General features: G+C 69.3%; 22 protein-coding genes. 9 read left to right on the top strand and 13 right to left on the bottom strand.

Annotated elements, in window-relative coordinates:
• Positions 1-4: 4 nt before the first annotated feature.
• Positions 5-187 (bottom strand): hypothetical protein, encoded by a 183-nt coding sequence (locus QRN27_RS14580; RefSeq protein ID WP_285042845.1) that lies wholly within the window; start codon positions 185-187, stop codon positions 5-7.
• Between the two features lie 316 nt (positions 188-503).
• On the opposite strand from QRN27_RS14580, the gene QRN27_RS14575 reads away from it, so the two are divergent.
• Positions 504-1,313 (top strand): MerR family DNA-binding transcriptional regulator, encoded by an 810-nt coding sequence (locus QRN27_RS14575; protein ID WP_285042844.1) that lies wholly within the window; start codon positions 504-506, stop codon positions 1,311-1,313.
• Between the two features lie 56 nt (positions 1,314-1,369).
• Positions 1,370-2,692, top strand: a complete 1,323-nt coding sequence (locus QRN27_RS14570; RefSeq protein WP_285042843.1) for a GNAT family N-acetyltransferase — start codon at positions 1,370-1,372, stop codon at positions 2,690-2,692.
• Between the two features lie 45 nt (positions 2,693-2,737).
• Here QRN27_RS14570 and QRN27_RS14565 read toward each other — a convergent pair whose 3' ends face one another.
• The 4 genes from QRN27_RS14565 to QRN27_RS14550 all read right to left on the bottom strand — a co-directional run bounded on the left by QRN27_RS14565 (position 2,738) and on the right by QRN27_RS14550 (position 6,641).
• Entirely contained in the window at positions 2,738-3,115 is a 378-nt protein-coding gene (locus QRN27_RS14565; RefSeq protein ID WP_285042842.1) for a bleomycin resistance protein, read from the bottom strand.
• A 38-nt stretch (positions 3,116-3,153) separates the two neighbouring features.
• A complete protein-coding gene (locus QRN27_RS14560; RefSeq protein ID WP_285042841.1) occupies positions 3,154-3,981 on the bottom strand; it encodes a dienelactone hydrolase family protein in 828 nt (275 codons plus the stop codon).
• An 87-nt stretch (positions 3,982-4,068) separates the two neighbouring features.
• Positions 4,069-5,427, bottom strand: coding sequence for an SNIPE associated domain-containing protein (locus tag QRN27_RS14555; RefSeq protein WP_285042840.1), 1,359 nt, complete (start codon positions 5,425-5,427; stop codon positions 4,069-4,071).
• Positions 5,424-6,641: a hypothetical protein gene (locus QRN27_RS14550; protein WP_285042839.1), complete on the bottom strand. Its 1,218-nt coding sequence runs from the start codon at positions 6,639-6,641 to the stop codon at positions 5,424-5,426. Before QRN27_RS14550 ends, QRN27_RS14555 begins: the two co-directional genes overlap by 4 nt.
• A gap of 292 nt (positions 6,642-6,933) precedes the next feature.
• Here QRN27_RS14550 and QRN27_RS14545 point away from each other — a divergent pair, with 292 nt between their 5' ends.
• Together QRN27_RS14545 and QRN27_RS14540 are read left to right on the top strand one after the other, a co-directional pair.
• Entirely contained in the window at positions 6,934-10,020 is a 3,087-nt protein-coding gene (locus tag QRN27_RS14545; protein ID WP_285042838.1) for a lamin tail domain-containing protein, read from the top strand.
• A 423-nt stretch (positions 10,021-10,443) separates the two neighbouring features.
• Positions 10,444-11,250: a MerR family transcriptional regulator gene (locus tag QRN27_RS14540; protein WP_285042837.1), complete on the top strand. Its 807-nt coding sequence runs from the start codon at positions 10,444-10,446 to the stop codon at positions 11,248-11,250.
• 48 nt (positions 11,251-11,298) lie between these two features.
• Here QRN27_RS14540 and QRN27_RS14535 read toward each other — a convergent pair whose 3' ends face one another.
• The 7 genes from QRN27_RS14535 to QRN27_RS14505 form a co-directional block, all read right to left on the bottom strand.
• Entirely contained in the window at positions 11,299-12,192 is an 894-nt protein-coding gene (locus tag QRN27_RS14535) for a DUF2268 domain-containing putative Zn-dependent protease (protein WP_285042836.1), read from the bottom strand.
• A 254-nt stretch (positions 12,193-12,446) separates the two neighbouring features.
• On the bottom strand, positions 12,447-13,412 hold the full coding sequence (locus QRN27_RS14530) for an N-acetylglucosamine kinase (protein ID WP_285042835.1): 966 nt from the start codon (positions 13,410-13,412) through the stop codon (positions 12,447-12,449).
• 2 nt (positions 13,413-13,414) lie between these two features.
• Positions 13,415-14,575: an SIS domain-containing protein gene (locus QRN27_RS14525; protein ID WP_285042834.1), complete on the bottom strand. Its 1,161-nt coding sequence runs from the start codon at positions 14,573-14,575 to the stop codon at positions 13,415-13,417.
• A 114-nt stretch (positions 14,576-14,689) separates the two neighbouring features.
• Entirely contained in the window at positions 14,690-15,586 is an 897-nt protein-coding gene (locus QRN27_RS14520; RefSeq protein ID WP_285042833.1) for a carbohydrate ABC transporter permease, read from the bottom strand.
• Positions 15,586-16,545 (bottom strand): carbohydrate ABC transporter permease, encoded by a 960-nt coding sequence (locus tag QRN27_RS14515; RefSeq protein ID WP_285042832.1) that lies wholly within the window; start codon positions 16,543-16,545, stop codon positions 15,586-15,588. The genes QRN27_RS14520 and QRN27_RS14515 overlap by 1 nt, the downstream gene beginning before the upstream one ends.
• Entirely contained in the window at positions 16,545-17,900 is a 1,356-nt protein-coding gene (locus QRN27_RS14510) for an ABC transporter substrate-binding protein (RefSeq protein WP_285042831.1), read from the bottom strand. The genes QRN27_RS14515 and QRN27_RS14510 overlap by 1 nt, the downstream gene beginning before the upstream one ends.
• Before the next feature lie 54 nt (positions 17,901-17,954).
• Positions 17,955-19,271, bottom strand: coding sequence for an alpha-glucosidase/alpha-galactosidase (locus QRN27_RS14505; protein ID WP_285042830.1), 1,317 nt, complete (start codon positions 19,269-19,271; stop codon positions 17,955-17,957).
• Between the two features lie 119 nt (positions 19,272-19,390).
• Here QRN27_RS14505 and QRN27_RS14500 point away from each other — a divergent pair, with 119 nt between their 5' ends.
• From QRN27_RS14500 to QRN27_RS14480, 5 genes are all read left to right on the top strand, one after another.
• A complete protein-coding gene (locus tag QRN27_RS14500) occupies positions 19,391-20,206 on the top strand; it encodes a DeoR/GlpR family DNA-binding transcription regulator (RefSeq protein ID WP_285042829.1) in 816 nt (271 codons plus the stop codon).
• A gap of 218 nt (positions 20,207-20,424) precedes the next feature.
• Positions 20,425-20,772, top strand: a complete 348-nt coding sequence (locus tag QRN27_RS14495) for a GntR family transcriptional regulator (protein ID WP_285034995.1) — start codon at positions 20,425-20,427, stop codon at positions 20,770-20,772.
• A 75-nt stretch (positions 20,773-20,847) separates the two neighbouring features.
• Complete coding sequence (locus tag QRN27_RS14490) at positions 20,848-21,840, top strand: hypothetical protein (protein ID WP_285042828.1); 993 nt, start codon at positions 20,848-20,850, stop codon at positions 21,838-21,840.
• 58 nt (positions 21,841-21,898) lie between these two features.
• Complete coding sequence (locus tag QRN27_RS14485) at positions 21,899-22,948, top strand: aldo/keto reductase (RefSeq protein ID WP_285042827.1); 1,050 nt, start codon at positions 21,899-21,901, stop codon at positions 22,946-22,948.
• Between the two features lie 203 nt (positions 22,949-23,151).
• Complete coding sequence (locus tag QRN27_RS14480; RefSeq protein ID WP_285042826.1) at positions 23,152-24,249, top strand: LacI family DNA-binding transcriptional regulator; 1,098 nt, start codon at positions 23,152-23,154, stop codon at positions 24,247-24,249.
• 9 nt (positions 24,250-24,258) lie between these two features.
• Here the strand turns inward: QRN27_RS14480 and QRN27_RS14475 are convergent, their stop codons facing one another.
• On the bottom strand, positions 24,259-26,130 hold the full coding sequence (locus QRN27_RS14475) for a glycoside hydrolase family 35 protein (RefSeq protein ID WP_285042825.1): 1,872 nt from the start codon (positions 26,128-26,130) through the stop codon (positions 24,259-24,261).
• Positions 26,131-26,132 lie beyond the last annotated feature (2 nt).

Raw genomic sequence — 26,132 nt, 5'->3', positions numbered from 1 at the left:
GCCTCTACTGCGCCAGGCCGCGTGCTGCGGCGGCTCGGCGTTCGGCCTGTGTCTCCGCGTGGTGCTTCCGAAGCGCGGACAGGACCGCGGTCCGGATGATGAAGATCCAGAGCAGCACGAACAGGATGAAGCCGAGGAGCCAAGAGGTGACGGTCAAGACGATGAGAGCGGTCGGATCGAGGTTCACCCGTGAAGGCTACCGAAGTCGTGGGTCCGGAGAGTCGGGGTCACTCCTTGGATGGTCCGATCAGCCGCGCAGCTTCCCAGTCGTGCCGAGCGTCGGTGAGGAGGACCACAACCTTCACCGACGATCCTCGTTACTGAAGGATGGCTCCCTAACCTTCAGTAAGGGACCTCGTTAGTGAAGTTTGGCTCCCTAACCTTCAGTAAGGGACCTCATCGACGAAGGGTTTCATTCGCGGAAGGCGCTCGCAGAGATGTCGTCGGCACCGGAAAACTCCCGCATTTGACTCTCCCGTAGGGGGAGACGGGATGCTTGAAGCATGTTGCACATCGGAGAGTTCGCAGGCATGACCGGCTTGAGCGTGAAAGCGCTCCGGCACTACGACGAGAAGGGCGTGCTCGTTCCGGCGGAGGTCGATCCCGACTCCGGGTACCGCCGCTACGGCGAGGAACAGGTGCGTTCCGGCGTGATCGTGAAGGCGCTCCGCGACGCCGGCGTGCCGCTCGCCGCCGTGGGTGTCTCGGTCGCCGGTGCCGACCCGTCGACCGCGATCGATGTCCACCACCGGCTCGTGCTGGAGCAGCGGGAACAGGAGGACGTGGCCTTCGCGCAGGCTCGTTCAGTCGTCGCGTCGCTCGCGGCACCGGTCGAGATCGTCGAGCGCACCCTCCCACCCCAGCCCTACGTCGGCCGGGTGCTCACCGTGCCGCGCGGCGACGAAGACGCGGTGACCGACGACGATGCGAACGAGCAGTTCTCCGCGCTCTACGCCGCCGTGCAAGAGGCCGGCGCCGGCCCGTCAGGAACCTTCTGGACGACCTTACGACCCGGGGAGCAGGGCGCGGTCGAGATCGTCTGCTGCTGGCCCACCACCGAACTGCTCGAACCAGGCTGGGGCGGCGAGGAGACCACCGTCGATGTCCTGCCGGAACGCACCGAGCTCGCTGCGGTCTGGAGGGCCGAGCCCGGCGTCGAGCTCCCGGAGGGCTCGACCCACCCGGCGGTCGTCGCCCTGTTCGATGCGATCGCGGAGCGTGGAATCACGATGCCGACCACCGAGCTGCGGCAGCGGGTGCTCGGTCAGAGCGCCGACGAGTACGCGGTCGAGGTGTCTATCACCCTGCCGTGATGCAGTGGTCAGTCGACACCTGTGGGGCTGTCAGGGCAGGTCGTTAGGCTGGAGTCGTGGCCAACAGCAAAGAATTCGACGCCCGTTACGAGCTCCGTGAGTTCCCGTTCGCGAACGGGACCGACGGTGAACCGACCCCGGAGAGCCTGGCGGCGCTCGACGCCATCGGGTTCGGCTTCCACGAGCCCACCCCGAAGCCCGAGGCGCGCAAGCGCAAGGTGAACGAGTTGATCGCCGACGAGGCGGTCCTCCTCGGCGCCTACGTGCGCAACCCGCAGCCCGGCTCGGTCGACGAGACCTGGCCCGCCGGCACGTTCTCCTGGTTCCCGAAGGCGCTCAGCTGGGGCGACGGCACGTCGATCAACACGCAGGCTGTCTCCGACGTCACGGTCCGCCCGACCGAGCGCCGCCGCGGGATCCTCCGACGCATGATGACGCACGCGCTCGAGCGCGGCGTCGCCGACGGGTATGCGATCGCGGCCCTCACCGCCAGCGAGGGGACCATCTACCGTCGCTTCGGGTTCGGCTCCGCGATCCGCGAGCGCAACGTCGTCGTGAAGCGCGCGAAGGCCCTGCCGTTCCTCGCGTCGACCACCGGCATCGTGTCCGTCGTCACCCCCGAATACCTCGCCGACGGTGTCGCACGTCAGGTGTTCGACCGCTTCGACGAGCGCTCGATCGGTTCGATGGTTCGCAACACCGGATCGTGGCCGCTCGTCCTCGGCACGCTGGGCCGCGATGGCGAGCCCGCGAAGGACACCCGTGCCGCTGTGCACCGTCCGGCCGACGGCGAAGAGGTCGACGGGTACGTCACGTGGCGCATGGTCGAACAGCCCGGTGGGCAGACGGGCATCGAGATCATCGACCTCGTCTACGCGACGGACGCGGCCTACTTGTCGCTCTGGGAGTTCCTGCTCTCCATCGACCTCAATGACGTCGTGAAGTACAACCGCGCCCGCCTCGACGACCCGATCATCGCCGCCCTCGGCGACAACCGGGCGTACGACATCGAGCACGAGGAAGACCACGTGTGGCTGCGAGTCCTCGACCTGCCGGCCGTCCTCGCCTCTCGTCCCTACGCAGCCGACGGCTCGCTCACCATCGCGGTGGCCGACGCGCTCGGCTACGCGGCGGGCACGTTCCGCCTCGAGGTGACGGGCGGTCGCGGCACGGCGACGAAGCTGAGTGATGAGACCGATGCGTCCGGTGCGGACCTCGCGCTCGACGTCGCCGACCTCGGTGCCCTGCTGCTCGGTGCGGTCTCCCCGGTGACCCTCGCGGCCGGCGGGGTGCTGCACGCCGCCGACGAGCAGGCGCCGCTGCTCCTGCGGTCGATGCTGCAGACGCCCCGCGCCCCGCACGGGATCACCTTCTTCTAGGGAAGCACGTGGGCGAGCGGTCACTAGTGGCCGCTCGCTCGCAGGTCATTCGCGCTGCTCGATGAGCGTGAGTTGCGTGCCGTCCGGATCGATCAGGAAACCGGCTCGGAGGCCCCAGTCCTGCATCTGCACCGGGTGGAGTCGCGGCGCCCCGGTCGTGCGTTCCGGGACGCCCGAGCGTCGGATCGCATCGGCGAGCTCGTCGACTTCGGCGACGCGCAGGCAGCACATGAAGCTGCTCGACGCCGGGTCGAGCTCGGGCGCCGGGAAGAACTCGAGTTGCAGACCTCCGCGGACGAGGATCAGCCACCCCTCGTCGCGGAAGGTCCGCTCGAAGCCGAACGCTGCGTAGAAGGCCTCGGTGACGTCGAAGCTACGTGACGGCAGGTTGGGCGTAGCGCGGTCGTGCTGGGTCGCGGTCATGGCATCGATGATCCCAGCGCGACGACCGTCGGGGAAGGTCAATCTGTCGAAGCGGGTGACGCCAGGCGCTCGCGGAGGAAGGCGACCACGCGCTTGCGAGCCTCGAACGCCGGATGACCGTCGCGTTCGCGAACCTCGCCGGTGAGCACCGAGTGGGCGGTCTTCGCGAAGCCGCCGGGGTTGCCCGGTGAGGAGTCGAGTTCGATGACCTCGAAGGCGTCGCCGAGCTTCGCCGCGATGGTCGCGAATCGTTCCCGCGGAACGGCCTTGTCCTCGCTGAACCGCAGGCCGAGGGCGCAGACCGATCCTTGCGTTGCGCGGGTTGCGACGGCGTCGAACTCGGCTGCGGACATGCCGGGGTCGATCCGACGCGCACGACTGACGGGGAACGGCGTCGAGGGCTGGCTCATCACCGAGGCGAGCACGTGCTCGTCGACCGCAGCCGCGAGCGCGAAGCCGCCCGAGAAGCACATGCCGATGACGCCGACGCCCTGGCCCGGCGTGCGGGCGGCGAGGTCGGCGGCGAGGGCGCGGACGTGGTCCGCGACCGGCCGGTGCGCGCCGGTCGCGAACGCCTTGAACTCGGCGGACACGCACACCTTCGACACGCTGGCGAGCGTGTAGCCGAGGGTGCCCTCGCGACCCGGCGTCCCGAACGGCGACGGGATCGAGACGGTGAACCCCTCCGAGACGAGGTGCTCCGCCAACCCGAGGACCTCGGGCGTGAGCCCAGGCAACTCGGGGATGAGGACGACGCCCGGTCCTGAACCCTGCTCGAAGCGGTCGTGAGTGACGCCACCGCCGGTGAACGGGGTCCGGATCCAGCCGGTGAGTTCGCCGGTCGGAGCGTGGTCGAGGTCGGTCATGGGGTGAGCGTAGTCCTGGGGCGGGAACGCAGGCGGAGACCACGCGAGACACATCGCTTCTCGCAATCGTCGCTGGTCCGTTGAACTTCAGCCGATGGATTCGTTCCGCGATCGGGATCGCTGCGGCCAACGCCCGAGGGACTGTCGGTACTCCGTCGCTTCGGCGCTGTCCGAGAATTCGAGAATGTTGCCGACCTTCTGCAGGAGGACATCACGTACTTCAGCCGGACTGGCGAAGAAGAACTCTTTCCGCGGGTTAGCCTGGTTGAGTGCCCGGTCCGCGAAATGCTTGTGCAGCTCGTTCTCCAGGGTGACGGCATCCTCTGAGAAGAACAGAGCATGCGTGTCGAATCGGAATGGAACTGATGCTCCTCCGAGTTCCGCGATGCGGTCGCCGGGCGTTAGTCGGCGAGTGAGCCCGATCTTCACGACATCGGGTCCGAACGCACCCTCGTTGGAGATGACGTACACGTGCCCGGCCCGAATGTTCGCGGCACGGAAATCGTTCTCGGCGATTGCTTCGTCGATAGCCTCGAGGCGACGTAACAGGTCCTCATTGGTGTGGCCCTGTCCACCCAACGTGGCGAGGGTGTTCAGTAGCAGAGTGCGCTCCTTGTCCAAACGGGCACGCTCGTCATCCAGCTCTTTTTGAACGCGTTGCTCCTCCTTGATGCGGGCGCGTTCCTCTTTCGCTTCTTCTCGCTCGATCTGCTTCTTCATCAGCCAATCGGCCGTCAGCTCGATCTCCTTCTCGCGAAGCCGATGGAACTCGTCGCTGATCCTCATCTCCATCAGAGCGCCGAGCTTGGCGATGGCCGTGCGAGATGATTCCAACCGCTTCTTCGCGGTCACGACGTTGCCAGCGCGAAGGGTGCGCAGTGCGTTGTCGGCTTCCGAGTTGTAAGCCCGGAGCATGAGTTTCGCGAGATCCGACGTCATGCGCTTGCCCTGCGCCAGCGAGTTGTTGAAGGTGAAGAGTTCGGACTTCTCGATCGCGCGGTCGTCTCGGACCAGCGAGGCGATCCGAGCTTCGATCGCTTGCAGTCGCAGCTGATAAGCGGCTGCGGTTTCGAGCGGATGGTGGAATCGGTAGATGCCCACCGACTGCAGGACTCGTGCGTCGTCGAGTTCGACGAGATCGTCTGCGTGCCCCAGAGCCAACTTCTGACGCAACGCGGCGTTCTCCCGCTCGAGTTCCTGGATGCGAGCGGACTCGGATGCCGCGTTCGTCGACTGCGGCGTATCCACGGTTGTCGGCATCGCCGCTGGTGCTGGCGCCGGCGCTTCGATCTCGCGGCTGTCGTTCGGATCGATCCAGAGCGCCCATCCGGCTGGGGCAGGTGGCCAGCTCGGATCCGGCGTCCAACTCGCGGGCGGCCTCCAGCCGGCGGGAGGCTTCGGCCATCCCGGCGGTGGGTTGAAGATCATCGATCCGTTGTCCGTCATGCTCGGCGAACCCCGCCGCCATCGACCGCGACGAGCCCATGGGGGTTCTTCGACACGACCGCGCGAAGGTGCTCCAAGGTCGCGGACGGGACGACCGCGGCCAGATCCAGCTTGAGGAACTCGTCGCGTGAGACGGCGAGGGCGAGGAATCGCACCGAGGTCTCGCGGCCCGTCGCCGGATTGATCGTTTCGGTGCCCAACTCGAGCGACACATTGTGAATGAGTGCCCGCCGATCGGCTTCGAAGACCTCGTGGACGCTGCGGAGCGCGACGTTGTGGACGATTGCCGCGTACCGATCCTTCACGTCCTTCGCCGCCAGAGGAGAGGCGGCGATCTCATCCGACGCCTTCACGTACCGGTAGGCCTTGGTCGTCGGGATCTGGTCCGGTCCTGGGATGGTCACCCGAAGACTGAGTTCGGCCGTCGATGGTTCGAACGTCGCGTTGGTTTCAACCGTGAACCATTCCGGATAGACCGAGTTCGCCATGACGATGCCGACGTACTCCTGCACGGCTTCCACGGTGCCATAGCCGAGACCGGTGATGAGCTGGTCCAGCTCTGCGTTCCGCTGGGTCGCGGCAGTCTCGCGTGCTTCACACTCCTGGGAGTACTTGGATTCTTCGAAGGCGAGCCGTCCACGGCGTTTCTGCTCGGCAGCCTCGTATGCCTCCTGTTGCGCCGCGCGCTGTTGCGGAAGCGCAGCGACTGCTGCTTGCCAGGCGTAATAGTCGGCTGCATAACGCGCTTCAACAGCTGCCTGCGCCTCGGCGAGTTTCCGCTTCTTGCCGAACATCCCGGTCGGCTCCTCGGGAGCGTACTTGACCGGCAGCGGGGGATCGGGGATCGGGGCGGGAGCTGCCGTCGGGACTCGCAGATCGACCCGAGGGAATGGAGGGTGTTCAACTCGGACGCGTAGCTTCTCGAGGTCGACGTAGTCGTCGACATCGAGGGTCGCGCTGAGCAGCCCGTCTATCTCGGCATACTGATCCCGCAGATCCGCGTTTCGTTGGTCGACCTCGGCCTGCATGGCGGCGACGTGTGCGGCTGCCGCTTCCTTCTCCAGGCGCTTGCGATCTGCTTCTGACGCCCGAGCTGCGGCGAGCTGCGCTCGTTCGGCCGCGCGTTGCGCTTGCTCCACCTGGCGGACGTTCGCGTTGTGTTGTCGGACTGCGTTGCGTTGTCGCTGCTCCGCGAGCCTCGTCTGGTGCTGCATCTCCGCCAAGAACCCACGCCGTCGTGCCATTTTCTCCCCAATTCGGTCGTCCACATTGTATGCGGCGAGGGGTCACGAACGAGCGTGGTCCGTCATCGCCCAGCGCGGTCCCACGGGCTGCATCACTGCAATGCTGCGCGCGCGCTCCTCGCGCCCGAACTGCCGGATCGTGGCACGTGTCGCCTGGGAAGCCACCCGCCGTTCACCTTCCGGCCACCGTCGCTCCTCCATCCGGCAACCCCACGCCGATGGGATGGATCCAGATCCCCGTCCCTTCGTGCCCTGGAGACCCATGCCCCGCCTCAACCGCGTGTTGACGATGACCGCCGCGTGCGCCATCGGTGCAACCGCCCTCATCGCGACACCCGCCGTCGCCACCGCCGCCCCAGCGCCGGGGCTCCAGATCAACGAGGTCGAGTCCTCCGGGGGCGTCCCCGGCGACTGGATCGAGTTCACCAACACCGCCGCCACCGCGATCACGCTCGACGGCTGGGTCGTGAAGGACAACAAGGACGACAGCAACTACGCGTTCCCGGCCGGCACCGTCGTCGAGCCGGGCGCGTTCCTCGTCGTCGAGGAGGACCAGCTCGGGTTCGGCCTCGGCAAGGAGGACTCGGTCCGCCTGTTCGATCCGACCGCGGCCCTCGCCGACGAGTACTCGTGGACCGGTCACGCCGCGACCACCTATGGCGTCACCGCGGACCGCTCCGGGTGGGCCGAGACCACCGAGTCGACGAAGGGCGCGGCGAACGTCTTCACCGCACCCGAGGTCCCCGAGACGCCCGGCGAGATCCGCATCAACGAGATCGACTCACAGCCCGCCGACTGGGTCGAGTTCTTCAACCCCGGCACCGAGGCGCTGGACATCTCCGGCTACGAGATCCGCGACAACTCCGACGACCACCGCTGGCAGTTCCTGCCCGGCACGTCGATCGCGGCGGGCGAGTTCGTCGTCGTCGAGGAGTCCACCGTCGGCCTCGTCGGCGGCGTGGAAGCAGCCTTCCGAGACCCGATCGGAATCGGCAGCGCCGACGAGATCCGCCTCTTCGACGACGCCGGCACCCTCATCGACAGCTCCGGCACCTGGAGCGGCCACCCGGTGATCGGCGGCGACTCGCTCGCAGCGACCCTCGCGCGCTGCCCCGACGGCGAAGGCCCGTTCGTGCTCGCCAACATCACGAAGGGTGCGGCGAACGACTGCGTGCTCCCGAACCTCGCCATCAACGAGATCGAGTCGAACGGTGACGCCACCGACTGGGTCGAGGTCGTCAACCTCGAGCCGACCGCGGTCGACCTCTCCGGCTGGACGGTCATGGACGACGACCCGGTGGGCCACGCCGACCAGACCACCCCGCTGCCCGCCGGCACGATCCTCGAGCCGGGCGCGTACTTCGTCTTCGACCAGAACGTGAACTTCGTCTTCGGGCTCGGCAACGGCGACACCGTCACCGTGCGCAACGCGGCCGGCGCGACCGTCGCGCAGCACGCCTACGCCGCTCACGCCGAGGGCGTCCTCGCCCGCTGCCCCGACGGCACCGGCAACTTCGCCGATACCGCGGTCTCCACCAAGGGACTTCGTAACGCGTGCGGCAACCCGGTGCGCATCAACGAGGTCGAGTCCGACGGCGGATCGCCCGACGACTGGATCGAGCTCGTCAACCCGACCGCCACCACGCTCGACGTGTCCGGCATCGTCGTGAAGGACGACGACGACACCCACGCCTACGCCATCCCCGCGAACACGACCATCGCTGTCGGCGGCTACCTCGTCATCGAGCGCGCGGCCCTCGGCTTCGGACTCGGCGGCGGCGACACGGTCCGCCTCTTCGAGGGCGACGCACTCCTCGACTCCACCACGTGGGGCGAGGGACACCCGGCCACCACCTGGGGTCGCTGCCCCGACGCCACCGGCGCCTTCGCCGCGACCAGCGAGTCGACCAAGGGCACCGCGAACGTCTGCGTCGGTGAGATCCCGGTCGGCCCGTGGCCCGGCTCGCCCGACGTCACCGTGCTCGACACGACGCCGACGTTCCTCGAGGACAGCTCGGGCCTCGACACCCAGGTCACCGCCGACGGCGCGTTCCTCTGGGCTGTCGACAACGGCACCGGCACGTTCTGGAAGCTGGCCATCGCCGCGGACGGTTCCGTCTCGTTCGTCGACGGTTGGGAGCAGGGCAAGCGCGCACGCTTCCAGAAGGACGCCTCGAACCCGGCTGCGGCCGGCCCCGACACCGAGGGCATCACGGTCGACGGCGCAGGTTCCGTCTATGTCGGCGTGGAGCGCGACAACAGCGTGAAGGGCACGACGCTGAACGCCGTGCTCAAGGTCGACCCGAACGCGCCCGGACCGGACGTCGTCGCCTCCGAGGAGTGGGACCTCACGGCCCTGCTGCCGACGGTCGGCGCGAACCTCGGCGTTGAAGCGGTCGAGTGGGTGGCCGACGGGGACCTCGCCGGCAAGCTCTTCGACGACAACACGAAGGCGACGTACGACCCGGCCAACTATGCGGGTCACGGCGACGGCCTGTTCTTCGTCGGCGTCGAGGACACCGGCGACGTGTACGCGTTCGCGCTGAACGCCGACGGCTCGGCCACGCTCATCTCGACGATCGACCCGGGCCTCCCGGCAGTCATGGCGCTCGACTACGACACGACTCTCGGCGTGCTGTGGGCCGTGTGCGACGACGGCTGCGCGGGCACCGGTGCGCAGATCACCTTGAACGGCACCGAGCAGCCGGGCATCGCCCAGGTCGCCCGCCCCGCAGGCCTGCCCGACCTCAACAACGAGGGCTTCGCGACCGCGCCGGCCTCGCTGTCGGTCGACGGCAAGCGTCCCGTGTACTGGTTCGCCGACGGCTTCGCCTCCGAGGCGCTGCGCCTCGGGTCGCTGCCCGGGACGACCACGCCACCCGTGACGCCGCCGACCGGTGGGGTCACGCCGTTGCCCGGCACGAGCCTCACCGAGGCCAACCGCGGTGCGATCACGCTGGCCGACACGGTGCGGCGCGGCGAGACGGTGACGGTCGGGCTCGAGGACCGGTTCGCGGCCACGGCCGTCGAGGTGTGGCTGTACTCGACGCCCGCGCGCATCGCTGCCGGCACGACGAACGCCGCCGGTGACCTGCTGGCGACGATCCCCGCTGACGCGACGCTGGGCGACCACCGCGTCGCGGTCTACGCGGCCGACGGCTCGCTGATCGGGTGGACCGAGGTGCGCGTCGTCGCAGCCGACGGGACGATCGTCGACGGTGCGGCCTCCGGTGGGGCGCTCGCCACGACCGGCACCGAGCTGCCCATCGGGACGATCGGCACCGGTGTGCTCCTGCTCCTGCTCGGTGGTGTCCTCGTCGCGATGCGGGCGCGTCGCCGAGCGGCCTGATCCGCTGCAGCACCTGACGGCCCCGGGAGCGCTCCAGCGCACCCGGGGCCGTTCCCCGTCACCTGCCGGTTTCGTCGGTGCGGTGGTGATGTTGTCAGCGCGGTGCTGTGATGTGAGCGCGGGCTTGGGGCGTGAACGCGGGCCCCCGGAGGGTCGCGCTCGCGGGCGTGGGGCGCGGTCGGGCCGGGAGAGGCGCACTCACGCCGAACGGGGCGCACTCACGTCAGCGCACCGCGGTGACGAGGTCGTTTCCGGTGTCAGCGCGGTGCGCTGGGCCTGAGCGCGGGTCTAGGACGTGAGCGCGGGTCTCCGGAGGGGCGCGCTCGCGCGTGTGGGGTGCGCCCGGGCCGGGAGGGGCGCACTCGCGTCAGCGCACCGCGCTGGCCGAAGGCGGGGACAGGGCAGGAGTGCGATGCTGGGGCGATGGATGAGCGGGGAGCGACCGAAGGCGGCATGACCGTCGGCCGGGTGTCGGCCGAGATCGGTGTCAGCGTGCGGACCCTCCACCACTGGGACGGGCTCGGCGTCGCGCAGCCCTCCGGCAGGACGAGTAGCGGCTACCGCTCGTACCTGCCCGTCGACGTCGCTCGACTCCGACGCGTCCTCCTGCTGCGCGACCTCGGCGTCCCACTGGCCCGGATCCCCACGCTCCTCACCGCGCCGGCCGCGGAACGCCGCGCCGAGCTCACGCAGCGGCGCCGCGACCTCGCCGACACGATCGCCCGGCTCGAAGACGTCGCCCGGTCCGTCGACCGCCTGCTCGAAGCGGACGAGGTCGGCGTGCTCGTCCCGGAGGACCAGCACCACGCCGTCTTCGGTGACGACTGGAACCCGACGATGGCCGAGTCCGCGCGCGCCCGCTGGGGCGACTCCGCGCAGTGGGCCGAATACGCCGAGCGGTCCGCCGAGCGCACGCCGGAGGATTGGCGCGCGGTCGTCGGCCCGCTCCGGGACCTCGTGGACGAACTCGCCGAGGCCAAGCGGGCCGGGGTCGACGCCGGATCCGTGGCAGCGAACGCGCTCGCCGAACGACATCGAGCCGCCCTCAGCGAGTACTTCCACTGCACGCCGGCCATGCACGTGATCACCGGTCGCCTCGCGCTGACGGAGCCCGGCATGGCCGACACCTACGACCGGGTCGAACCGGGCCTCGCTGCCTGGCTCTCGTCCCTCATCGACGCGAACGCCCGCACCCACGGCGTGGATCCGGAGACCGCCGTCTGGGAGTGACCGCGGGCCAGCGCGGCCGGCTTGGCCAGCGCGGCCGCCTCGGTCAGCTCAGCCGGCTCGGTCCAGCTCGCGCAGCGCGACCTCGATGATCGTCGCGCTCGGAACGTGCAGCGCCTCGGCCGCGGTCGTCCCGGTCGCCGACAGGTAGGCGTCGACCAGTCGATTCCCCACCGCGTAGCCGGCACCCATCGGCAGGCCGACCGGTTGGCCTCCGAACCGCAGGGCCGCCTCGTCGCCGTGCACCCACGAGACGAAGTGCTGCATCCCTCCGACGTCGAGTCCCTCGACCACTCGATCGAACACGGCATCGTCGTCGAAGTGTGGGACACCGATCGGCGTGTAGCCGGACACCCCGTGCAGCTGCCTGGCGAACGCGTCCGCCAGGCCCTCCGAGACCACCTGTTCACCGACCACCACAGTCGCCGGATCCCACACCACCCCACCCGGTGCGTATCGCAGGTTGTGGTGGAGTTCGTGGACGGCCGCCGCCTCGAGGCGCGCGAGGTTCTCCTCCGTCGGCCAGAGGATGAGCGAGATGAATCCCGTCGCGCTGCCGTTGCCGATGAAGCCGCGGATGGCGTCCATGAAGTAGTCGTCGTCGGGATCGCCGAGGACGAGCAAAACGGTGATGTCGGGCGCCACCAGGCCTGGCACCGCGTCGAGCTGCACCGCGAGTGCCTCATCGAGAGCGCGCTCGATCCGAGCCCAGGCGTCCGCGGCGACGAGGCGGTCGAGGCCGTCGACGACGCGCTCGCGGCTCCGATCGATCGGGAACCCCGAGCCCATCGTGTGCATGGCGAGCAGGTCGACCTCGCCGGGGAAGTAGCGGTACATGTCGGCGACCGGCTCGAGCATGGACCGGAGTCTTGCGGCTCGTTCGGCTTCCGGTGAATTGAGGACGGAACGCATGCCGCTGGCGGTGTCGAGGATCCTGATCGTCATGGTGACGACGCTAAAGCCTCGCGTCGCGTGAGGGTCAAGCTTCCAAGAGGCCCGTCCTCACGCCAGCGCGGTGCTGTGACGCGAGTGCGCCCCTCCGACGGGGCCGCTGCGCGCCGGGACCGAGCGCTGCGCACTCGGCGTGACCGCGCCCCATGTGCATGGGCGCGACCCTCCGGAGACCCGCGCTCACGCGCCAGACCCGCGCTCGCGTCAGCGCACCGCGCTGGCCCAAGCACCACCGGGCAGGGAGGGGACTACCGGGCGCGCAATGTCTCGAGGGCGGCGGGGGACAGCGGCGCCCCGGCACGCTTCGCCGCGTACAGGGCCGCACCGACCGCGGGACCGAACAGCGGGGTCCGAAGGTCGTAGCGGGCCGGCAGCGCCGCGACGGCCCGTTCGAAGCCCGTCCGCACGCGCTCAGCGGAGAACACCCCGCCCGAGTACGACACCGGGACGACCTCGTCCTCGTCGAAGCCGAGCTCCACGCGGGTCGCCTCGACGATCTCCGCCAGCTCCTCGCTCGCATCGGCCAGGATGCGCACGGCGACCTCGTCACCCTGCTCCGCCGCAGCGACGACCGTCTTCGCGAGGTCCGCGATACGGCCCCGCTGGCCCTTCCACTGGTTCATGACGACGTCGATCACGTCGAGATCGCTCGTGATCCCGACCCGCGCCCGCACCAACTCGACGAGCGGACCCCGAGGCAGCCGGCCATCGCTCATCCGCGTGAAGGCGTTCAAGCCGCGGACCGCGATCCAGTACGCCGACCCCTCATCACCGAACAGCTCGCTCCATCCGCCGACGCGATGCCCGAGGCCTCGGCGCTCACCGTACGTCATCGAGCCCGTTCCGCTGATCACGTTGATGCCGTCGACGGCGCCCAGCGAGCCGGCCCAGCCGCACACCATGTCGTTGTCGCACGAGTATCGCCCGTGGCCGAGCACCTCACCCGGGATCGCGTCCAGTCGATCGATGTCGGAACTGACCTCGCCGTAGCCGGGCAGGCCGAAGAAGGCCTGATCGATGTCGGACACCTCGACATCCGCCGATGACGTGACTGCGGTGACACCCTCGGTGAGGATCCGGCCGACGAGCTCGATGCCCTCGTCGAAGTAGTAGCAACTGGCCGTCTGCGTCTCGGCGACGATGCGCCCGTCGTCGTCGAGGAGGACGAACGCGGTCTTCGAGCCACCACCGTCCACACCGAGGAAGAGCGACACCCCTACCGCTCCTCGGAGGTGGCACCCGCTGCGTCGGTAGTCACCGGGTGGATCCGGACGCCCTGCACGACGCGGTTCACTGTGCCGCTCGGGAACGGGTTGTCGGGAGTCGCGCCGAGCTGGAGCGAGTACGACAGCCCAAGCAGCTGCGCCACGAGCACGTACCCGACGGCGAGCTGCGCGTCGTCGAGACCGGCGAGTTCGGGCAGCACCCAGTCGGAGATCGTGGCGTCGGTGACCGGCTCGGAGGAGATCGCGATGACGCGCTCCGGCGACAGCGTCGCGCGGAGCTCGGCGACGATGTCGAGGTCGTAGCGCCGGGTGTACGGATCGGAGGACAGGTAGACGACGACGAGCGTGCTGTCGTCGACGACCGCCTTCGGTCCGTGACGGAAGCCGAGCGCCGAGTCGTAGTAGGTGACGATCCGCCCGGCGGTCAGTTCGAGCAACTTGAGCGCCGACTCACGGGCCAGCCCGGTGAGCGGGCCACTGCCGATGTAGACGACACGATCGCACCCCTCGTTGGCGAGTGCTCGGATGTCCACCTCGCGCTGGTCGAGGATCGTCGTCGCGCCGGCCGCGAGTGCCTGCACCGCGGCTTCGTCGGCGCCGCCGAGGATGAGGAGGACCGAGAGCAGCATGGAGCTGAAGCTCGACGTCATCGCGAAGCCCTCGTCGTTCGAGCGTCGGGGCATAAGCACGGTGAGCGACGACGCGCGGTCATGGTGGCGTCGGTACAGCTCGCCGGTCTCGTCGCAGGTGATCACCAGGTGGTGGACCTCGGCGAGCGACTGGTCGGCGAGCTCGGTCGCCGCGACGCTCTCCGGGCTGTTGCCCGAGCGGGCGAAGGACACGAGGAGGAGCGGGACGTCCTCCGCGAACGCCTCCCGCGGGTTGGAGACGATGTCGGTGGTCGCGACCGCGTCGATCCGGCGGCGGAGCGTCCGGGTGAGGGCCGGAGCCGCGATCTCGCCGATGAAGGCCGAGGTCCCCGCCCCCGTCAGGACGATGCGCAGTTCCGGCCGGGCGAGGAGCGGCGCGAGGAACGCGTCGATCTCGTCGCGGCGGGCGGCGATCCCCGTCGACGCCTCCAGCCAGACGTCTGGCTGCTGGGTGATCTCGCGGACGGTGGCTTCCGAACCGACGATGGTGGTGATGGACACGGGTGGCTCCTGGGATGGGTCGAAGTGATGGGGGTGTTGCGGTGGGGCTGCGGTAGCCGTGCCCGAGCTGCAGGCGCGGCGATGGACGTGATCCTGCCACGCCGGGATGGGTGACTACCCCTTGAGGCCGGAGAAGGTCATGGTCGCGACGAACTGCTTCTGAGCGACCATGAAGAACAGGATGAGCGGCAGCGTGGCGACGACGTTCCCGGCCATGAGGAGCGCCCAGTCGGTGCGCCGTGCCCCCTGGAAGTTCGTGATGCCGAGCTGCAGGGTGAAGACCTGGTCGTTGTTGATCGCGATGAGCGGCCAGACGAGGTCGTTCCACGAACCCAGCAGCGTGAAGATCGCGAGGGTCGCCAGAGCCGGTTTCGCGAGCGGCAGGATCACCCGGAAGAACACCTGCACGCGGGTGCAGCCGTCGATGAGGGCGGCTTCCTCGAGCTCCGCCGGCAGCGAGAGGAAGAACTGCCGCATGAGGAAGATGCCGAACGCGGACGCGAGCCACGGGACGATCGCCGCACCGAGGCTGTCGATGAGTCCGAGCCGCGAGAACAGGATGTACGTCGGGATCATGAGCAGCTGCGTGGGGATCATGATCGTGGCGACGATCATGAGGAAGCCCATCGTCTTGCCGCGGAACTTCAGGCGGGCGAAGCCGTAGCCGGCGAGTGAACAGAGCACGAGGTGGGAAGCGACGGCGACGGCCGACACGATGACCGTGTTGCCGAGCCACAGCAGGATGCCCGACTCCGTGAACAGCTTCGCGAAGCCGTCGAAGGTGATGTGCGACGGGAGGATCCGCGGCGGGAAGGTGTTGATCTCCGACTCCGGCGTCACCGAGGTGATGAACATCTGCACGAACGGGATAGCGAAGATGATCGCGATCGGCGCGAGCACGAGGTGCCAGAGGCTGAAGCGCCGGCGGGTGCGGCGTTCGGCGGGCGGCGCGGTGACCGAGGGCTTACCGGTGGCGGCGTCGCCGCGCGGCGGGGTGGTCAGGACGGTCATCAGAATGCCTCCACGTTGGACCGGCGGGAGTACAGGACGACGCCGATCGTGGCGACGAGGGTCACCGCGAAGAGGCCGTAGGCCACGGCGGAGCCGTACCCGAACTGCAACTGCTTGAACGCCGCGTCCCACAGGTAGAACACGATCGTCTGGGTGGCGCCGAGCGGGCCGCCCCTGGTCGTGGTATACACGAGGTCGAACAGCTGGATCGCCTGGATGAACTGCCAGATCGCCACGAACACGGTGACCGGCCCGAGCTGCGGGAAGGTGATGCGCCAGAACGACTGCCAGGCGTTGGCCCCGTCGATCCGTGCGGCTTCGAGGAGCTCGGAGGGGATGTCCTGCAGTGCCGCCAGGTAGATGACGGTGGTGAACGCCGCCTGCCCCCAGAGCGACATGATCGTGATGACGACCATCGCCTGCCCCTGGTCCTCGAGCCAGCCCTGCGCCGGCAGCCCGAGGAACCGGAACACGGTGTTGAGGAGCCCGAACTGCGGGTTGAAGAGGTAGGTGGTGAGGATGCCGGTGGCCGCGGCCGACGCGACGAACGGGACGAAGATCGCCGTGCGGTAGACGCCGATGAAGCGGATCCGGCGGTTGAGGGCGACGGCGAGGAAGAGCCCGAGCCCGAGCGACGCCGGGACGAACAGGAGCGTGTAGACGACGGTGTGCACGACGGCCGCCTGCAGCTCGTCGTTGCCGATCATGCTGGCGTAGTTCTCGAGCCCGACCTGCTCCGGCTCGCTGAAGCCGTCCCACTTCTGGAGCGACAGGAAGAACGCCCAGATCGCGGGGAAGATCGACAGACCGAGCACGATGAGCATCGCCGGGGCGACGAAGCCCCAGCCGGTGAGGTTGTCGCGGAGGCGTCGCCGGCCGGGCCGGGGCGCGGCGGGCGTGTGCCCACCCCGCCCCGGCTTCGCCGTGCGCTTCACGTCGTGTTCCGCGGTGGTCGACATCAGTCGTCCGCCAGGGCGGTGTCGGCGGCCTTCGCGGCATCCTCCAACGCCTGCTTCGGCTCGCCCTGCCCCTGCAGGACCGCGGAAATGGCCTTGCCGATCGCCTCGGAGAGTCCCACGTACCCCGGAACGGTGGGCCGGGCCTGCTTGGCGTTCACGCCGTTCTCGGCCATGACGTCGAGACCCGGGAGCTTGTCCACCTGCGCCTGGAACTCGGGGGTGTCGATCTCGCTCGACTGCAGCGGCAGGTTGCCGTAGGCGACGTTCCACTTGAGGTCCTGCTCGGAGTCCGTGAGCCACTTCGTGAACTCGTACGCCCAGTACTCACGGTTCTTGTCCTTGTGGTCGAACAGGGCCCACACGTCCGGACCGGAGACCGTCTGGTGGTCGCCGTCGGTGCCCGGCAGGACCGTGACGCCGTACTTCGTGCCCTTCGTCTGCAGGGTGGAGAGCTGCCACGGACCGGAGGTGATCATGCCGATGCGGTCGCTAGCGAACAGGTCGCCGAACTTCGTGTCGGTCTGGTCGAGGTAGACGCTCTTGTCCTCGACCGCCATGTCGCGGAGGAAGGTGAGGGCGTCGACGCCGGCGTCGGAGGCGAACTCGGCGGTCTTGTCGTCGTCGGAGATGATCGACCCGCCGTTCTGCCAGAGGTGCGGCCAGAACTGCCAGGTCGTCTCCTCACTGCCCGAGACGGAGTACGCGTAGCCGTAGGTGTTCGTCGCCGGGTCGGTCAGTTGCTTCGACGCCTCACGGAAGTCGTCCCAGGTCCAGTCGGCCGTCGGGTAGGCGACACCGGCGGCGTCGAACACCGTCGTGTTGTACAGGAGCGAGATGTTGTCGACGACCGCCGGGAACCCGATGGTCTTCTCGCCCGTCGGCTGCACGGTCTGGCGCGCGGCCTCGGAGAACTCGTCCCACTTGACGGCGGGCTCGGCCACCTGGTCGGTGATGTCGAGGGTGCGACCGGAGGCCTCGAGGCGGCTCGCCCACGAACCGAACGCGTAGGAGACGTCCGGATAGTTGCCGCCGGCGAAGCTCGCGGAGAGCTTCTGCAGGAGGTCCTCCGTCGACGGCGCGCCGGACGACACGTCGATGGTCACGTTCGGGTGCAGCTCCTCGAACTCGTCGACGAGACCGGTGAGGATCTGCTGGGCGGCGTCGGCCTGCCCCGTCCAGAACGTGAGCTTGACCTTCGCCTCCTTGTCGAGGGTCGTCGCACCGGAGGAGCCGCCCGCGCAGCCGGAGAGCGCGAGGGCTCCGGCGGCGACGATGGCGGTCGCGGTGATGAGGCGGCGTGCTCGGCGGGCGTGACGCGAGGCTGGGACGTGGATCGTGGAACGGGGTGGGAACATCGGTGGTCGTCTCCTGTGTCGATCGTTCGGGAACGGTGCGGGTCGGCGGTGCGGTCAGATGCGGTCGGCGGGGATGAGCTCCCGCAGCGGCTCCGGCAGGAGGTCGCCGTGCCCGGCGACGAGGTCGTTGCACAGCTCCCAGATCTGCTCCGGCGTGAGGGTCGAGGAGGCGTTCGGGTCCATGAGCACCGCCTGACGGATGAGCGTCGGATTCCCGGTGCGGGCGGCCTCGATCGTGAGCTCGGCGACCGAGACGTAGGGGCGGTTCATCGCGGCGCACTGCACCGGCAGGGCACCCATCGCCTGCGGGGCGATCCCGTTCGCGTCGACCTGCACTGGCACCTCGACGACCGCGCCCTGCGGCAGGTTGTCGATGAGACCGCGGTTGACGACGTTGCCGTGGATGAGGCGCGGGGTGTCCGTCACGAGCGAGTGGATGAGCTGTGGAGCGTACTCGCTGGCCTCCTCCTCGAGCGTCAGCGGAGTGCCGGATGCGAGTGCCGCCTTCGTCGCCTCGAACTCGGCGACGTTCTCCTCACTGATGCCCAGGTACTCGAGCGGCTGGAGCCGGTAGCGCTCGACCTGCTCGGGGGAGCGGAGGAACCACGACAGGTACTCGGAGGAGTGCTCGCTCGTCTCCGTCGGGTAGAAGCCGATGCGTCGGAACATCTCGACGCGCACGCGACGGCTGAGCTCGGGGTCGTTCCGGATGCGCTCGCGCAGCAGCGGGTACAGGTCGCGGCCGTCATGCGTCCACTCGAGCAGCCACGACTGGTGGTTGACACCGGCCGCGCGGTAGGTCGTGCCCTCGATCGGGACGCCGACGAGCTCGCAGAGGTCGTTCACCGTCCAGAAGACGCTGTGGCAGAGGCCGATCGCACTGATGTCGGGGGCGACGACCGACGCCCACCAGATGTTCATCGCCATCGGGTTGGTGTAGTTGAGCAGGTGGGCGTCGGGGCAGATCTCCCGCATGTCGGCGGTCAGTGCCGAGAGCAGCGGGAAGGTGCGGAGGGCTCGGAAGACGCCGCCGACGCCGGTGGTGTCGCCGATCGTCTGCAGGAGGCCACGCGCGGCGGGGATCTCGAGGTCGGAGTAGGTCGCGGCGATCCCGCCGACCTGGACCATGTTGATCACGAAGTCGGCACCGGCGAGTGCCCGGCGGCGGTCGGATTCGGCGGTGATCGTGGCACGACCGGCGAGACGCTCGTCCACCTGACGGGCGGTGCCCTCCGCCACGGCGAGGCGTTCCGCGTTGATGTCGTGCAGCACGATCTCGAGCCCTGCGAGCTCGCGGTACCGCAGCAGGTCGGCGATGAGCTGGCGGGTGAAGACGACGCTGCCTGCTCCGATGAAAGTCACTCGTGTCATGGAGCGATCATCGACTACAGTGATCGAACCGAGCAAGAAGTTGATCGGATTTTGCCTGAAGTGATCACTTTCGCTGAGCGTCCGGGTGCGCCAGGCGACGGGACGACGGAGGAGTCGCCATGCAGGGACCCACCGCTGCGGAGTTGTCGCAGCGCGCGCCGTCGGGCAAGCGCAGCCAGCGGATGCGCGACATCCTCGCCCAGCTGGCCGCCGCCGACGCGGTCGTCTCGATCGACGAGCTGACGAGTCGACTGGCCGTCTCCGCGCCGACGATCCGACGCGATCTCGCCGACCTCGACGACCTCGGTCTCGTGCTCCGCACCCACGGAGGCGCGCGCGCGATCGACGCACGCGACGAGGTGCCGGTCCGGTTCCGCGACACCCAGTTCCGGGAGGCGAAGCGCCGCATCGCCCGTCGGGTCGCCGACATGATCCCCGCCGGCCCCTACGCCATCGCTCTGAGCGGCGGGACGACGACGGCGGCTGTCGCCAAGGAGCTCAGCAACCGCTCAGAGCTCACGATCGTGACGAACTCGCTGACGACGGCGACGGAGATCGCGTCGAGGCCGAACCTGCAGGTCATCATGACCGGCGGTCTGGTGCGCTCCTCGTCGTTCGAGGCCGTCGGGGCGCTCGCCGAGAACACCTTCAGCGCGATCAACGTGGGGACCGCGATCCTCGGAACCGACGGCATCAGTGCGTCCGGCGGTGCGACGACCCACGACGAGCGCGAGGCGCGGACGAACCTCGCGATGGTGACGCACGCGCAACGGGTGATCGTCGTCGCCGACGGCTCGAAGGTCGGGCGTGTCACGCTGGCGCGCATGGCTGACCTCGGGCAGATCCACGACCTCGTGACGGACGCCTCCGCCGATCCTGCCGAACTCGAGCGGCTGGCCGCGGCCGACATCGCGGTGCACGTCGTCGCCCTCTGACGTCCTCCCGTCCATCCCTCCGCGGTGGCTTGCGCCAGCGCGGTGCGCTGACGTGAGCGCGGGCCGGTGACGTGAGCGCGGGCCTCCGGAGGGGAGCGCTCGCGGTTGTGGGGTGCGCTCACGCCGATTCCCGCGCACTCACGTCAGCGCACCGCGCTGACCTCCAGGCCGACGGAGGTCCCTAGCAAGGAATGCATTGTTCTAGTAGCATTGCAAACATGTTGTTCCGCATCGATCCGACCTCGACGACCTCCCTCGCCGAGCAGATCGCCGTGCAAGTGCGGTCGGGGATCGCCTCGGGTGACCTCGGTCCGGGGGAGCGGCTGCCGCCCGCTCGCGACCTCGCACGGGCGCTGCAGATCAACATGCACACGGTCCTCCGCGCCTACGGAGAGCTCCGCGATGCCGGACTCATCGGCATGCGACAGGGGCGAGGCGCATGGGTGCTGGAGGACGCCGTCCCCGGACTCGTGCGGGTCGAGGAGCTCGTCACGCAGCTGGTCGCCGAAGCCCGCAAGCTCGGGATCTCGCCTCAGGACCTCAACCGGATGATCGAACGCGCCTGACCGGTCCATCCACCACGCGCGACACCGACCGTCCGCGCAGCATCATCGCCGACCACCGCAGCTCAGGGGGAGCACATGCACGACACCACCACACCGCCACCGGCAGCACCAGCTCGCGGACGCATCGTCCTGGCCGGCCTCGCCATGGCCGTCCCGGCGATCGCGATCGCCATCACCCGGCTCGTCTGGGGCGATGCGCTCCCGGTCGACGTCGCCTCGCATTGGTCGGGCACCGGGGCGCCGGACGACTCACAGCCCGCCGCGGGTGTCTTCGTCGTGACGTTGATCATCGCGTCCGTCGTCGCGATCGCATCCATCATCCTGCTCGCCCTGCCACGGCCCGACATGCGGACCAAGCGCATGATCGTCCTGATCCTCGGCATCGCCGCGGGATCGGCCGCCGCCGTCTGGGTCATCCCCACGTGGCTCACGCTCCAGGCGGGATCGGTCGACGGTGCCGTCCTCGGTTGGTGGGTCGTCCCGCTCGCCGCGTGCTCGCTCTGGGGCGTCATCCCCGCGGCGATCCTGCCGGCCCGGCCGCTGCTCGCCGGTGCAACGGCACGACCGGCACCGCTGGACCTCGGCGAGACCGAGGTCGGCGCCTGGAGTCGGAGCGTCACGGCCCTCTTGTTCCTGTGGCTCACCCTCGCCCTCGTCGCGATCGGTGCCGTCGCGTACACGCCGATCCTGCTGGACGGCGAGTCGGGTGTCGCGACGTTCGGTCTGTCGATCCTCGCCCTCGCGACCCTCCTCTGCGCCTCGTTCATCCGCCTGCGCGTCAGCGTCGACTGGCGTGGCCTCCGCGTCGTCTCGCTCTTCGGCATCCCGATGAAGCGCATCCCGCTCGACCAGGTCGACGTCGTCGAGGCGACCGACATCCGCCCGATGGACTGGGGTGGTTGGGGCTACCGGGTCATGCCCGGCCGCTCGGCCGTCGTGTTGCGCTCCGGCCCCGGCCTCGTGGTCACGACCACCTCCGGCAAGCAGTTCGCGATCACGATCGACGACCCCGAGGAACCCGCCGCGCTCCTGCAGGCGCTCGTGGCCCGCGCCGCAGCCCGCGTCTGAGATTGCCGCGCATGACGATCGGGGCCTCGCGGCGCCGGTGAGCCAATACGGTGAGTCCATGAGCGAAGCACCCCTGGCGACCGGACCGTCGACGACCGCACTGCCCACCACGACCATCGGGACGGACGGTGACGCCGCCGAGGTCGGCGCCATCGGCTACGGCGCGATGTCGATCGCGGGCACGTACGGCGCGATCGCCGACGCCGACGTCACCGCGGTCCTCGACGCGACCCTGGCGGGCGGGGCGAACCTCATCGACACCGCGAACGTCTACGGTGACGGCCGAAGCGAGGAACTCCTCGGCCGATACCTGGCCGGGCGTCGCGACGAGGTGTTCCTCGCCTCCAAGGTCGGCATCGTCACGGGCGGGGGCATCGGCAAGCGCGGTGTCCGCGGCGATCGCGCCCACCTCCACGAGCAGATCGACCGCTCGCTCGCCCGACTCGGCACCGATCACCTCGACCTCTACTACCAGCACCGGGTCGACCCGAACATCCCCATCGAGGAGACCGTGGGGGCGCTCGCCGAACTCGTGACCGCCGGCAAGGTGCTCCGCATCGGCCTGTCGGAGGCGACCGGCGAGGAGCTCCGTCGTGCCCACGCCGTGCACCCGATCGCTGCGATCCAGTCGGAATGGAGCATCGTCAGCCGCGACATCGAGACGTATGTGGTGCCGACGGCGGCCGAGCTGGGCGTCACGGTCGTCGCGTTCTCGCCGTTGTCCCGCGGCCTGTTCACGGAGGACTTCACGGCCGAGACTGTGCCGCTCGGTGGGACGCGCGCCAACTTCCCGCGGTTCCAGCCGGAGCACCTCGCGGCGAACCTTGAACTCGCAGCCCGGTTCCGGACCCTCGCCCACCGGCTGGGGACGACCGCTGAGGCGCTCGCGCTCGCGTGGGTGCACGATCGCGGGCAGCAGCTCGGCGCCCGCGTCGTCTCCATCCCCGGTACCCGCAGCGTCGCCCACCTCCGCGCGAACCTCGCGGTCTTCGACGTCGAACTGACCGACGAGATCCGAGCCGAGATCGACACCTACGCCGAGCAGGTGAGTGGCCCGCGTTCCGCCGATCCGAACTGGGTGTCGGGCGGTCGCGAAGGACTCCTCTGACGCGGTCGAGCGGGCCTTCCCTCCGCCAGCGCGGTGCGCTGACGTGAGCGCGGGTCTGTGACGTGAGCGCGGGTCTCCAGAGGGGCGCACCCACGGCTGCGGGGCGCGGCCACGCCGATTCGAGCGCATTCGCGTCAGCGCACCGCGCTGGCCCTGTCGGAGGGGCTGCGGGTGTTATCCGTGCCATTGGCTAACATGTGGAAATGACGTCATCCGGGGGACCGACAGCGCTCGACGCACCAGCACCGAGCGACGATCCGGTGCCACCGGGCAGGCGCAGGCAACGCGACAAGCGCACCCGCATGCCCACGATGGCCGACGTCGCGGCGATCGCCGGCGTCTCCCCGCAGACCGTCTCCCGGGTGCTCCGCGGCCTCGACAACGTGACCGAGGTGACCCGGCTCCAGGTGGAGGCGGCTGTCGAGCAGACGGGCTATCGGCGCACCGGCCTCGCCCGGGCGCTCGTCACCGGCCGCAGCCGCACCATCGGCGTCCTCACCCACGAGACCGACTACTACGCGCGCTCGTCGATGATGCTCGGCATCCAACGCGCGACGCACCAGCACGACTACTTCGTGAGCGCCGCCGGGACGACGTCGTTGTCCGCCGCGTCCATCACCGACGCCATCGACCGGCTCCGCAACCAGGGCGTCGACGGACTCGTGATCGCCGTTCCGATCTGGGACGAGGTCTCCTTGCTGCGGGTGACGGCCGACCTGCCGACGGTCGTGATCGACGGCCTCGAGTCCTTCGCCGACGAGATCGTCCGGGTGGACCAGGAGGCCGCCGGCCGCATGGCGACGGAGCACCTGCTCGACCTCGGGCACGAGACCGTCTGGCACCTGAGCGGCCCGACGGCCTGGAAGGACGCTGGAGGTCGGACGATCGGCTGGCAGGCCGCCCTGCGCGACCGCGGCATCGACGAACCGCCCGTCCTGTACGGCGACTGGAGCCCGGAGTCGGGCTACCGCAACGGACTCCTCCTCGGTCGCATGCCGGACGTCACCGCGATCTTCGTCTCGAGCGACGAGATGGCGTTCGGGGTGCTGCGTGCCCTCGCCGAACTCGGCCGGAGTGTGCCGGGCGACGTGTCCGTCATCGGAATGGACGACATCGCCCTGGCGCAGTACGCCTCGCCGCCGCTCACGACCATCCGGCAGCCGTTCAGCGAGATGGGTCGCCTCGCCGTCGAACACCTGCTCACGCTGATCGAGGAGCCCGCTGCGGAGCGCGAGACGGTCGTCATGCTGCCGGAGTTGATCGTCCGCGGGAGCACCGCGGCGCCCGGCACGGCACGCTGAGCGCCGGGCTCAGAACTCCTCGACGTACTCCTCGGTCGGTCCGAGCTCCGGGTGGCTGACGAGCTCGACGCGCGACCCCGAGCGGTGGAGCTCGAGGACGACGATCCGATTCGATCCCGACCGAAGGAGCGGCCCGGGGACGTAGAGCGTCTGCTGCGGACCGATGTTCCAGTACCGGCCGAGCAGCGCGCCGTTGATCCAGACGAACCCCTTCGTGAACCCGGGGAGCCGCAGGTGGGTGTCGAGCGGTTCGTCGACGTGGAAGGTCCCGCTCGACAAGCCGCCGTCGTCCACGCCCTCGGAATCGGCTCCGTCTTCTGACCGTTCGATGACCGACCGTTCGACGACCGAGCGGAGGTGCAGGGCATCCAGGCGGTCGAGGGCGACGGGCCGTGCTCGCCAGCCGTGCACGAGACGACGCTCCACGAGCACCGGGCCGAGCAGGCCCTTCCTGGAGCCCAACTGCGGGCCGTAGTTGACGCGGCCGAGGTTCTCCACCACGACCGTCAGTTTCGAGACGAGTCCCGTACCGATCACGGTCACCGTACCGGCCGCCGTGATCGTCGCCTGGTGCTCGCCGTCGAGGAAGACCAGGGCGCGATCGGCGACGCCGTCGAACACGAGGTCGACCGGGCGGTCGGGGAGGAGGACGTCCGCCTCGAAGACGACCAGGCCGCCGTCGACGTCGAGGTCTTCGAAGGCCGCCGGTGACGCCGTCCGCTCGCCGAGCGGACCGCCGAGCCCACCGAGGGCGTCGAGTAGCCCGGCGCCGTGCTGCAGTGGCACGCTGCGTTCCGGCAGGTACCGCAGCTCGGGCGAGCGCAGCGGCTGGTCCGCCTTGCCGAGAGCCTCGCGGAGGGCGAAGAACTTGGGGGTGAGTCGACCGTCCTCGGCGATCGGCGCGTCGGAATCGTAACTGGTGATGGTCGGTCGCAGCTCGCCGTCGACGACGTTCGCCCCGGACCAGAGGCCGAAGTTCGTCCCGCCGTGCGCCATGTAGATGCTGATGCTGCCGCCGTCGGCCAGGATGCCTCGCGCGACCTCGGCGGCGTTGTCGGCGTCGCGCACATGGTGCGGCTGGCCCCAGTGGTCGAACCATCCGTTCCAGAACTCCGCGACGAAGAAGGGCTCGTCCGGCCGGCGGCTCCGGAGCAGGGCGCGAGCCTCATCCGGCTTCGAACCGAGCGTGGCGGCCATCATGATGCCGGGGATCGAGCCGCCGTCGATCATCAGATCGGTGGGCCCGTCGGCGGTGTAGAGCAGCTCCTGCACGCCGAGTCGGCGCAGGAGCGAGGCGAGCCAGCCGGGGTATCGGGCGTCGTCGCCGTAACTGCCGTACTCGTTCTCGACCTGCACGGCGACGACCGGCCCACCGTGGACGGCCTGGTAGGGCGCGAGCCGGGGGATGAGCTCTTCGAACCAGGTCTCGACCGGCTGCTGGTAACCCGGGTCCGAGCTGCGGAGCGCGATGTCGCGGGCGGTGAGCCAGGCCGGTAGGCCGCCGTTCGACCACTCCGCGCAGATGTACGGGCCGGGTCGGAGGAGGACGTCGAGACCGAGGTCGGCGGCGGTGTCCATGAACCGCCCGATGTCGCGCCAGCCGGTGAACTCGGGTGCCACGTCGACCTGGGGTTGGTGGAAGTTCCAGGGGATGTAGGTGTCGATGGAGTTGAGGCCGAGGTCGACGAAGCGCAGCATCCGGTCGCGCCAGTGCTCCGGGACGACACGGAAGTAGTGCAGCGATCCGGACCGGATGGAGTGCGGGACGCCGTTGCGGAGCAGCTCCCCGTCGTGCCAGTGCAGCGCCGCGGGGAGAGCGGGCTGTGGCTCGTCGGCGACGTGCGGGAGGGCTGAACCGACAGCGTCGGCGAACTTCGTCATGG

The sequence above is a fragment of the Plantibacter sp. LMC-P-059a genome, assembly GCF_030209505.1.
GTDB lineage: Bacteria > Actinomycetota > Actinomycetes > Actinomycetales > Microbacteriaceae > Plantibacter.
The sequence above is the reverse complement of the archived record's forward strand: the minus strand, read 5'-3'. Positions and strand labels throughout refer to the sequence as shown.

Excerpts from the sequence above, each read along its gene's own strand:
- QRN27_RS14545 (WP_285042838.1), top strand. The coding sequence starts at position 6,934 with ATGCCCCGCCTCAACCGCGTGTTGACGATGACCGCCGCGTGCGCCATC.
- QRN27_RS14480 (WP_285042826.1), top strand. The coding sequence starts at position 23,152 with ATGACGTCATCCGGGGGACCGACAGCGCTCGACGCACCAGCACCGAGC.
- QRN27_RS14560 (WP_285042841.1), bottom strand. The coding sequence starts at position 3,981 with ATGACCGACCTCGACCACGCTCCGACCGGCGAACTCACCGGCTGGATC.
- QRN27_RS14515 (WP_285042832.1), bottom strand. The coding sequence starts at position 16,545 with ATGTCGACCACCGCGGAACACGACGTGAAGCGCACGGCGAAGCCGGGG.
- QRN27_RS14505 (WP_285042830.1), bottom strand. The coding sequence starts at position 19,271 with ATGACACGAGTGACTTTCATCGGAGCAGGCAGCGTCGTCTTCACCCGC.
- QRN27_RS14495 (WP_285034995.1), top strand. The coding sequence starts at position 20,425 with ATGTTGTTCCGCATCGATCCGACCTCGACGACCTCCCTCGCCGAGCAG.
- QRN27_RS14555 (WP_285042840.1), bottom strand. The coding sequence starts at position 5,427 with ATGACGGACAACGGATCGATGATCTTCAACCCACCGCCGGGATGGCCG.
- QRN27_RS14575 (WP_285042844.1), top strand. The coding sequence starts at position 504 with ATGTTGCACATCGGAGAGTTCGCAGGCATGACCGGCTTGAGCGTGAAA.
- QRN27_RS14520 (WP_285042833.1), bottom strand. The coding sequence starts at position 15,586 with ATGACCGTCCTGACCACCCCGCCGCGCGGCGACGCCGCCACCGGTAAG.
- QRN27_RS14490 (WP_285042828.1), top strand. The coding sequence starts at position 20,848 with ATGCACGACACCACCACACCGCCACCGGCAGCACCAGCTCGCGGACGC.
- QRN27_RS14565 (WP_285042842.1), bottom strand. The coding sequence starts at position 3,115 with ATGACCGCGACCCAGCACGACCGCGCTACGCCCAACCTGCCGTCACGT.
- QRN27_RS14500 (WP_285042829.1), top strand. The coding sequence starts at position 19,391 with ATGCAGGGACCCACCGCTGCGGAGTTGTCGCAGCGCGCGCCGTCGGGC.
- QRN27_RS14485 (WP_285042827.1), top strand. The coding sequence starts at position 21,899 with ATGAGCGAAGCACCCCTGGCGACCGGACCGTCGACGACCGCACTGCCC.
- QRN27_RS14550 (WP_285042839.1), bottom strand. The coding sequence starts at position 6,641 with ATGCAGCACCAGACGAGGCTCGCGGAGCAGCGACAACGCAACGCAGTC.
- QRN27_RS14540 (WP_285042837.1), top strand. The coding sequence starts at position 10,444 with ATGGATGAGCGGGGAGCGACCGAAGGCGGCATGACCGTCGGCCGGGTG.
- QRN27_RS14475 (WP_285042825.1), bottom strand. The coding sequence starts at position 26,130 with ATGACGAAGTTCGCCGACGCTGTCGGTTCAGCCCTCCCGCACGTCGCC.
- QRN27_RS14510 (WP_285042831.1), bottom strand. The coding sequence starts at position 17,900 with ATGTTCCCACCCCGTTCCACGATCCACGTCCCAGCCTCGCGTCACGCC.
- QRN27_RS14535 (WP_285042836.1), bottom strand. The coding sequence starts at position 12,192 with ATGACGATCAGGATCCTCGACACCGCCAGCGGCATGCGTTCCGTCCTC.